5 protein-coding genes and 1 pseudogene are annotated in these 9,157 nt (G+C 40.9%); 1 reads left to right on the forward strand and 5 read right to left on the reverse strand.

What is annotated here, in order from left to right:
- Positions 1–328 precede the first annotated feature (328 nt).
- From AB1S50_RS18195 to AB1S50_RS18215, 5 genes and pseudogenes are all read right to left on the reverse strand, one after another.
- Positions 329–757 carry a hypothetical protein gene (locus AB1S50_RS18195; protein WP_367152575.1) on the reverse strand — a complete coding sequence of 143 codons (429 nt, stop codon included), beginning with the start codon at positions 755–757 and terminating at the stop codon, positions 329–331.
- 408 nt (positions 758–1,165) lie between these two features.
- Positions 1,166–2,338, reverse strand: coding sequence for a hypothetical protein (locus AB1S50_RS18200; protein WP_367152577.1), 1,173 nt, complete (start codon positions 2,336–2,338; stop codon positions 1,166–1,168).
- Positions 2,338–3,144 (reverse strand): annotated as a pseudogene (locus AB1S50_RS18205) (outer membrane lipoprotein-sorting protein). The gene AB1S50_RS18200 and the pseudogene AB1S50_RS18205 overlap by 1 nt, the downstream one beginning before the upstream one ends.
- Entirely contained in the window at positions 3,125–5,479 is a 2,355-nt protein-coding gene (locus AB1S50_RS18210; RefSeq protein ID WP_367152579.1) for an efflux RND transporter permease subunit, read from the reverse strand. The pseudogene AB1S50_RS18205 and the gene AB1S50_RS18210 overlap by 20 nt, the downstream one beginning before the upstream one ends.
- Before the next feature lie 4 nt (positions 5,480–5,483).
- Positions 5,484–6,077: a phosphatase PAP2 family protein gene (locus tag AB1S50_RS18215; protein WP_367152581.1), complete on the reverse strand. Its 594-nt coding sequence runs from the start codon at positions 6,075–6,077 to the stop codon at positions 5,484–5,486.
- Positions 6,078–8,101: 2,024 nt separating this feature from the next.
- On the opposite strand from AB1S50_RS18215, the gene AB1S50_RS18220 reads away from it, so the two are divergent.
- On the forward strand, positions 8,102–9,028 hold the full coding sequence (locus tag AB1S50_RS18220) for an aldehyde dehydrogenase family protein (protein ID WP_367152583.1): 927 nt from the start codon (positions 8,102–8,104) through the stop codon (positions 9,026–9,028).
- Positions 9,029–9,157: the final 129 nt, after the last annotated feature.

Genomic DNA, 9,157 nt, shown 5'->3' on the forward strand with positions numbered 1-9,157 from the left:
CACGAAGCTCTCGAGGTGTACCGTTGTAAAAAGAGCTTCTTGAGTGATATCAGCGCCACGCATGTCGGAGTAAGACCTAGTTTTTATCGTACGAGAATTTTATCAAAGCCGCTGATGATGCGGGACAATTTCAACAGCCTGCTATAGGGCTGATCCCGCTACAATAGCCTTCATTGCATCCCCGCGTTCGATATCTGACAATTAGTTTTACCTATTGAAGAGCATCAAAAAGATGCCATCAAGGACTGCTTTATGGCAGCTACAGTTACACCTAGAAATAACTATTTATTTTATAACGGAACCATACAGAAATTCTTGCGATAAAACGCTAATAGTGTTCAGCAGCGCAGCCCTGCTTTAACAATACCAATTCAATTCCAGCAGTTCCGATTTGACTGTATTCCTGTATTGAACTGACGCCGCCCCATGAACTGTGCTTTTCGCTTTCTCCATGTAAAGAAGTCGCTTCAATTTCAATTTTTACTAATTCCGGGATAAACGCCAAAGACGTAGGCCCTTCAAGCATTTCCTTGTATTTATCCGACGTTGCAGGAATTATTTTAATATTTAAACCCGTACCATCAGGTAACTCAAAGAACTTATTGGGTTCTTTTGTGGCCGACCAATAAGTATTGAACCCAGTATCCTTAGACTTTAATCTAACAAATTGTTCTATCTCACCAGTTTCAAAATTACAAGCAAAAGTCAGTGGCGATATCAATGAAAAAGCTATTGTTTTAGGTATTTTAATTTTCACACTCTTTTCCTCAAAAGTACAATTACTTTTCTACAAATCCGTGAAAATAGCTAAGTTAGTGAGCCGGATTTTTCCAGAAATTTATCGACCAAGCTCGCATGGGAAATAAATAAACATAGGTTTCCAGTGGACTTCAGCCCCTTCGTCAGCTTACGGATATGTTCACAACCTTGGTGATACAACGAAAATACATCGGCCGTGAAAGCCAATCAATCCATCTGGCAAATCAGATTCGCAGTGCCAATCTGCACATGAACGTACGCAATCCTAGGACCATATGCATATATCGCCTCGATCATTTATGTTAAAAACCGACCCTAAAAATCATCGAGTTTACTCTTTACATGAATCCAAAAAATTTTAAGAGATATTTTCCTAATGTAATAGTGTAAGTCACAACAACAATATTTAAAAGTAATATTCAACAGTAAATTGAAGAAAATCATCTTTAGCAGCAAAGAAGGTGATCTCCTGCTGGGATCCAGCTTGAAACATCCACCCTTCTATCCTCCAACGCCAACTGTCATTGAACCTGCTAGACAACTCGAGTCGTCCACTGCGAGTGCCGCTATCATCTAGATCCCGGGCGACTCCTATTAGTGCAGTGGTGCCATTCATATCATTTAATGTGATTCTTGCCCCTAGAAATAGATCATTCTGGCCCTGCGCTAAACTGGCGTTTTGACGAGAATCATATTGATACTCGCCAATGAGATTTAAATCCCATAGGGAATCAAAAATACCAACAAATGAATACTCAAAACCTGCCGTCAACGCTGTGTAGTTGTCCGTCGAATGGCGGTGGTAGCCCTCGAATTTGAACAACCAGTTTTCGTATACGAGCTGTGATTCAAGCCCGACCTGCTCCATATTGGGATAAAAAGGGGCCAGTGCATTATGTGCTGCTGAATATTGTAGGACCGGGTTTCTCTGTATCCCATTAAAATAATGCAAACTGTAATCTATAGAAGTTAGGCGATCGCTGTATCTTACAGCAAAATCACGACGGTTCTTTCCTTTGCCGGACTCGAAGTGAGCTAATGATGGATCAACTACCAGTGCCGGTCTAAGTCTTCCTTCATTAGAAGCATATGGCGGCTCTTCAAAATTCGTTAAAAGAAAAAACTGAAGCGAGCTTTCATTGGTATAGTAAGTATATTGCAACATGGGCTGACCAATTTTTTGCTCAAAGTCCACGCTTGCCAGAGTATCAGTTTGATTGATAACATCGATGATATGCTGAGATTCGGCAACTCCCCAAAACACCTGATCAATGCCCACCTTAAATTCATGTGCATTTAATGTATAAATAAAATTAAATTCTTTAAAATAAAAATCAGATTTATTTTCATCTATTGAGTTTGCTCGCGCATAAGGTTTTATATTTATTTCAATATTATCTCGGCTATAGTATAATTCAGGTTCAAAGGATAGTGTCGCTTCATATTGTTTTTCTTGTTGTTCACCCTCACTGATGTAATGCCGCTGCTCCATATTGAGGTTTCCCTGCATCTCGACAGCATTAACGTTGCTTGCCAATAATATTAAGATCGAAAAATATAAATTAACTCCTCTTTTCATTAACGAACCTTATCCAACCTATTACTTGAAAAATTTAAATCTCCTAAATTCAAATTAAATTCGAACTTTTCAGTTATAAGTTTAGTCGATTTTCCAGTCTGATGATTGATCATCAGTAAATCGTGGGCCCTCCAAAACTTATCGAGATAAAGTTGGTAATTGTTAAATGCCAGTGTCTTTAAGAGACTACCTTTCCGATCATAGAACTCGATTTTCAGTGGAATAAAGCGCAACGAATCTATCCATGCCACCCTTTTTTGGTAGCCCGAAAATCTATCAACGGGAACCTGTTCAACCTTAAATGTATCAATATCGCCAATCTTGTCATCACCCAGGTAAGTAAACTGGTATTTACCCACTTCGAAAGATGATAGGTCCTCGAAAGAAAATTAACTGCCAACAAATGGGCCGGATTTATTACGCGAAGCAATTACTTTGGTACGTTTAAGCGCAGGTAAATATAGCCATTGCTCATCCGCCTTATTAATATGCGAGTGGTTTAAAAATACGGTACCCTTAACATCGCTGGGACGGTCAAAGATAATTAGCGACTTATCGCCGTCATTTGCCACTTCTAGAGTCTTCAGGCGCATTTTTCGGGTACTTTTACCTCCAGTTTGATTTTCTAAAATCATTTTGAACTCCGAGTAGGAGCTATTCCACCCGGTATTCCTGGCTTTTTGATCAAGAGCAATTTGTAATCCTTTTTCGTTTTGAGAAAATCCAGGAAGGCTTATCAAAGATAAGCCGCATAATACAAAGATTTTAAATATATTCTTCTTCACTTCATTTTCCCATTTTTTCATCTGCACCAGCTTGATAAATATAGCTAACTGCTATGTTGTCATTGCTCCGCACTTTATTCAACATTAGTATCAAAGATGGAAGGAATAGGAAGTCCACCAATAAAGCTATGCTGATAGTGATGGCTGTCATGAGTCCCATTTCCGCATTGACCTGCAAGCTTGAAGTAGCCATTACCAAGAAACCCGCAACCAATATTAAGGTTGTCGTAGCAAGAGCGTCCCCGGTGACTTCGAATGAATACCGGATGGCGTCCTGCGCAGAATATCGCAGTTTTTTCCTCGCTTGCTGGTAGCGAGTTAAGAAATGGACTGTATCATCGACTATAATTCCCAATGTAACACCCAATACTACTGAAAGCCCTAAACCGACTTCACCTGAATGTAGTGCCCAGATCCCAAAGGCTACAGCTGCAGGAGTTAAATTTGGAATAAGACTTAAAGCACCAATCTTAACTGAGCGAAGGGCAAACATGAGCAGTATGGAAATCAAGACTAATGCGGTAGTTGAGCCTTTTAGCATGCTCATAATATTGGTTGCGCCAATATGCGAAAACATCAAAGATGGGCTCGCAATTGACATCTGGTAAGGACTATTTAGAGAATCAAAATGTGTTTTTATCTGATTTTCCAGAGCTATAGTCTCGTTTGAAGTGAGATCTTGAAAAGTTACCGTTACCCTGGTCGCCGATTTATCAACATTTAACAGATTATTGGTATCAAGCCCCTGCGGCAATAACATTTCCAATAACAATATATACTGAGCCACTTGCTCCTTAGATTCGGGCAATTTATAGAAATTAGGATCATCTCCATGCATGTTCATATTTAATCGTTTAATCGTATGCGTAATACTATTAATATTATCTGTGTCATCCAGGGTATAAAGCCAGTTTTGAAATTGATCGATGAAAGCCAAAAACTCAGGAGAATTAATGCCTTCTTCCCGCCTGGAATCAAATGACAGTTCCAACGTCGTCATACCGGCAATATTAGCTTCCATATAATCAGCGGCGACTCTAAAAGGAACTGACTCATCGAAGTAGTCTACAAAATCATCGTCCAATTGGTTTTTTGGTAATTGGCTAATCGCCGCTGCCATGCAGACAAGTGTAATAAAAAATATACTTTTGTATTTGCGAATGACAAAATTTGAAAAATAACTCATTAATGAATAATCACGCGTCCTTTTTGGTATGTCAAAAGGAAAAATGATCATTAAAGCTGGCAATAGCGTTATGCTAAACAGAAATGCCAGCATAACACCTATAGCAACCAGATTTCCCAAACCAACAAAAGGTGGTGAATCCGAAAAATTCATTGTAAGGAATCCAATCGCAGTGGTGACGCTAGTAAGAAAAACAGGCCGTAGGTTTGACTCTACACTGTACTTAACTGCCGTTAATTTGGAATCTCCCTTGCGTATTTGCTTTATATAGGATGTGAATACGTGTACACAGTCGGACACCGCTAATGTCAGTATTGCAATAGGTGCAGTTGTAGTGGGGCTGCTGAGTTCGCCACCAAGCCATCCCCAAATACCGATGGTCGTTACTACGCTTACAGTGATGATCACTAAAGAGATAATACTGGCTGATATGGAGCGCGTTATCATTGCTAGCAAAACTAATACTAGCAGTAGCATAGCGGGGATACGAGTTGCTGTATCGGTGACGGCAATATCTTGAAAGCTGTTATTCATCGTTACAATACCAGACAACATAAAATCAATATCTGGATATCTATTCGAAAATTCACCCGTGACGCGTTCCGTTGCCCTGGCTATTTCAGGCACAGCTTCGGTCATATCTTCTTCTGGGATCGTAAAAGTTATATTCACCACAGATGATGAACCATCGGGTGCCAGTATGCTCTTCACCAGTTGAGGCTCCTTGAGAGCGATACGGGCAATATACTCAATGCGCTCTTTGCTCAGCGGCATATCGAGTGGCACAAGGTCTTCAATAACTATAGTATCTTGTTTTGCATAGCTATGTTGAAAATTGCTAAGAGAGTCTACACGTGTGCTGTGTTCAAATTGCCAGGATTGCTCAGTTAGCTCCTGGATGGCCAGTAGCACATCTTCGGAAAATACTGTGCCGGATTTAGGAACTACAACAATGGCAACATTATCACTCTTTGTATAAGTTTTTTGTAAATTCAAAAAATCTTTCAGATAGCTATTATCATCCCGAAAGAACACCTTGTAGTCATTCTTAAAAGGAATACTCCATGTGAACCCCTGAAAAGCTCCCATAGTTGCAGTAATAATAAGCACTAAAGTAATAAAAACAGTAATCCAAGGGCGTGCTATCGAATTAATTACTAACTTATGCATCAAATTATATTCCTGCGAATATGCTGAGTTGGATGAAATACAGAGTGATCGCGGCTACACTTGCACCGATAGCAGCGCCAACAATAACATCTGACGGATAGTGTAAACCCAGCACAACCCGAGATATACTGACTAGAATCGTAAAAGGCACAACTAACAGCCCCCACCATATATTGCTGGATATAAGTATTATACTAAAGCAAACTGAATGCATAGTATGACCAGAAGGAAAACTATATATATCGAGAGCTGACTCAGTAATTTTTATATTTGAAATATTAATGAAAGGTCGCTCTCGTTGGAATTTTTTTTTAATCCATAAATAGACTATGAGGGTTAATAACCCTGCAAACAATAACAAGCCAGAAGTCAAAAATCCGGTCCGCCCTGATATAAGTGGTTGTAATATTATAAGTGCGTACCAAAACCGCCCATTACCCAATATACTAATTGCACCAAGGAATTTGCTCAAGGATGGTATATGATTAAACTTGTTGAACAATTTACAAAAATCGTAGTCAAGTTGTTTAATCTTTTCATATTTATAAATCAGGCTTTCAGATTGCTTTTTTTGTTCTGGATTGTTCAACAAATCCATTTCTTCTTTACTCCACAAAATCCTTGCTCAACGAGCCTAAACTTAAAAATCTAAAAAAACTGTAGGACTTCCCTGTCAATCCACAAAACTACGTAAGTTAGTGGCCCAGGTGTTTCGATAAACTTACCGACCAAACTTCTATTTGGCGTCTCAAAAAAACTATTTGATGTACCCCCTAGCTATTTCAATCAATTTCCTACTGCATATGGCTATGGTAGCCCATAGCTTGCAGTGTGATATCACCCTCTTCAATGCAGTAACATTGTCTGCCCAAAACACTTTTGGAAGTATTGTCCTCCTGCAGGACGTAAAATACTTGCGCGTCAAGTACTACAGCGGCAGCAGTCTTGGGCAAGCTTATACTTCTTGTTCACGCATGCATCCTTTCTACTACTCATAGTGGGTCTCGTCTCGTTGCCTCCCTTGGTCCACCGATCGTCCAGATCCTTCCGCCGCTTGAAGCTTGAGTTTCGCTCAATTGGCCTCGGCAGGTTACTTGCCTAAATTCTCACGCTTCCATCCCGACGATTGCCTTGCTTTTGCTGTAAACCATACTGGATAGCAATTCGACCTATTTTAACGGAACTCAGGTAGTTTTTAGGAGTAACCATCAAATATTTTTACTTTGTCATTAAATGCGTACATGAAATTTCTAAAAGAGAGATTTAGGAGGAGTGTGAGAAATTCTGTCAACGTCAATCAATCGTCACAAATCCTTCTTTTAGAAATTTGGCGTCAGGTTTAATGGGCTTATTTTACTGTGATTCAGGTAATTTTTTAAAAGCCTCATCGACATTCGGTACCACCACAGAATAAAAAATTCATCTCAACGGGTTGGAATGGAAAGCAAGCTGCGGTAGCATCCGCGCTTTTCGTTCTGGCAAAAACACAAAATACTGATTCGATGCTGCACAACTTATCCAGGAATAATCACTCAAGATTTTAACCTAAATGAAAGTTCAACTTGATCAAAGGAAGACAACAGCTACGGACGGATGATATTTGCCAATCAATATTCAGCCGTGGGCTGCGTTCTAACCGCGGGTTGCAAAGATGTCGAACCAAACAAACCCGGCAGTTGATGATAGCCGCAGCCTGGTCATGGGGTGGCCCGGCATCACCTATGAAGGCTGGCAGCGGGTTCGGAGTATACAGTGCGAGGGTTAAAATCGTGAACAAGTTAATTTTGGCTGGCCTAGAATGGAGAGCTTTATATTCATCACGGTTATCTCAGCTCCACGTTCTACTAATAGCAAGAAGAAAGACCAGAATCAACAAGTCCACTCCATGGAAAAGACTACCAATAGCTTTTTGGCATAAAGCTGTACTTTGGCACTGATGGTACTCCAGGAATTATCCATAATCTTGGAACAGCGGGTAGCGCGTTTGATTTTACCACAGAAGTGTAATTGCTGTATGAAGACGCGGAGCAGGTGGCGAGAGAATAAGGCTGCAATGGCGGAAGGGTTCAATGCGCCGGGGGGTAAAGAGGTTGATTGACTGTATAACCCCAAAGCTCCAAAAGCTCAGAGATTTGGCTGCTTAACAAATGGTAGAGAGGATAAGAAAAAAGTTCACACAGGAGTGGAGTGCTCTTTCCGATGTATACAAACTATTTTCGGCTACCGCAAAAATCGGCGCTTCGCCCAGAGAGCTGTTCTCAACGGCTGTGCATAGTTTCGGTACTGAGAATTTACTGGTGGTAAATATTTATCGTTGCCTAGGGGGAGTCGCTAACATCCGAAAAAGAGCGGCGCTTGAGGAAGGGGAATGATTGTACATCTTTACAGAAAATAAATTGTTGGGCAGTAAAGTCTTTTTGACATTACTGTCGTTAAAGTCGTCTAGCCGGATCTGCAGAGAATTCCGATGCGGATACTTTGGCTATCAACATACAAATTCTAGACACTTTGTTAAAAAGAATTTCGTCGAAGTAGGGACTGTTTATGCGATCTTATAACTCTTATATCAATGGGGAGGAGGTTTCTTCTGGTTCATGGGTATACACAATCAGAGCTTCGGCAGTGTTAACCGACACTCTTCAAAGCTTGAAATTAAAACGTAACCAAGAAAAAGGAAGGCGCGATGATGGAGAATCACATCCAGACGTTGCAGCTCGATGTGATATCACTTCCGATGAGCAGTTGATACTTGCCCTGGAGTCGGCTAGAGACGCTTTTAGCCGGTGGTCTGCATTTCCGATGGAAAAACGGTTACAACTTGCCACCAGGTTTCATCAGGAAGTCTTAAAGCGCAAGCAGGAATTTATCGACGTATTAATCGAAGAGGGGCATCCACGGAAATTGGCCGAGTGGGAAGTATCAGGCGTTTTACAGAGCACAGACTCAGCCTCCGTTGCCTTATGGCGAAAATTACTGCTAGAGGAGTGCCAAATTGGTTCACGCGACCTTAAGTTAATGCGCAAAGCTGATGGTGTGGTAACCCTCAGTCCTCCACAAAACGCTGCGGCTTCTAACTCCGTAGGAGGCTTGGCCTGCTTAGTAGCGGGAAATGCTTTGGTAATGAAGGCACCCAGAAGTTGTTCCTATGGTGTTATGTATGTATGGAGAGAAATTGTCGCTCCAATATTGGAAGATATGGGTGCTCCCCCTGGAACTTTGAACCTGGTTTGTGGCATGTCCAGTAAAATAATTGGACGCTGGATGGATAGCCCATTGGTAGACGATATTTTCTTCTTTGGAGGCAGCGAACGCGGCATACAGATTGGTTGTGAAGCGGTTCAAAGGGGTAAAAAACCCATATTGGAACTAGCTGGAAATGATACATGTGTAATCTGGCACGATGCCGACTTGGATTGCGCCGCTGAAGCCCTAACTGAATGTTTCTTTGGCTCTGGCCAGATATGTATGGTACCCAAATGTGCTGTTATTCACCCCGCGATCGCAGATCGGTTAATCGAAAAATTATTAGCTTTGGTTAGGGCCTGTTAACACTAATTTTGATAAAATCTGCGTTTATGGAAATCACAAAATCGCAATTCAAAATTATCGAACACCTGCTGCCTTTACAGCGAGGTAACGTCAAAATACCGAATATACAGGTCATAAACGCTGTTTTGT

Source organism: Microbulbifer discodermiae (genome assembly GCF_040742695.1).
GTDB lineage: Bacteria > Pseudomonadota > Gammaproteobacteria > Pseudomonadales > Cellvibrionaceae > Microbulbifer.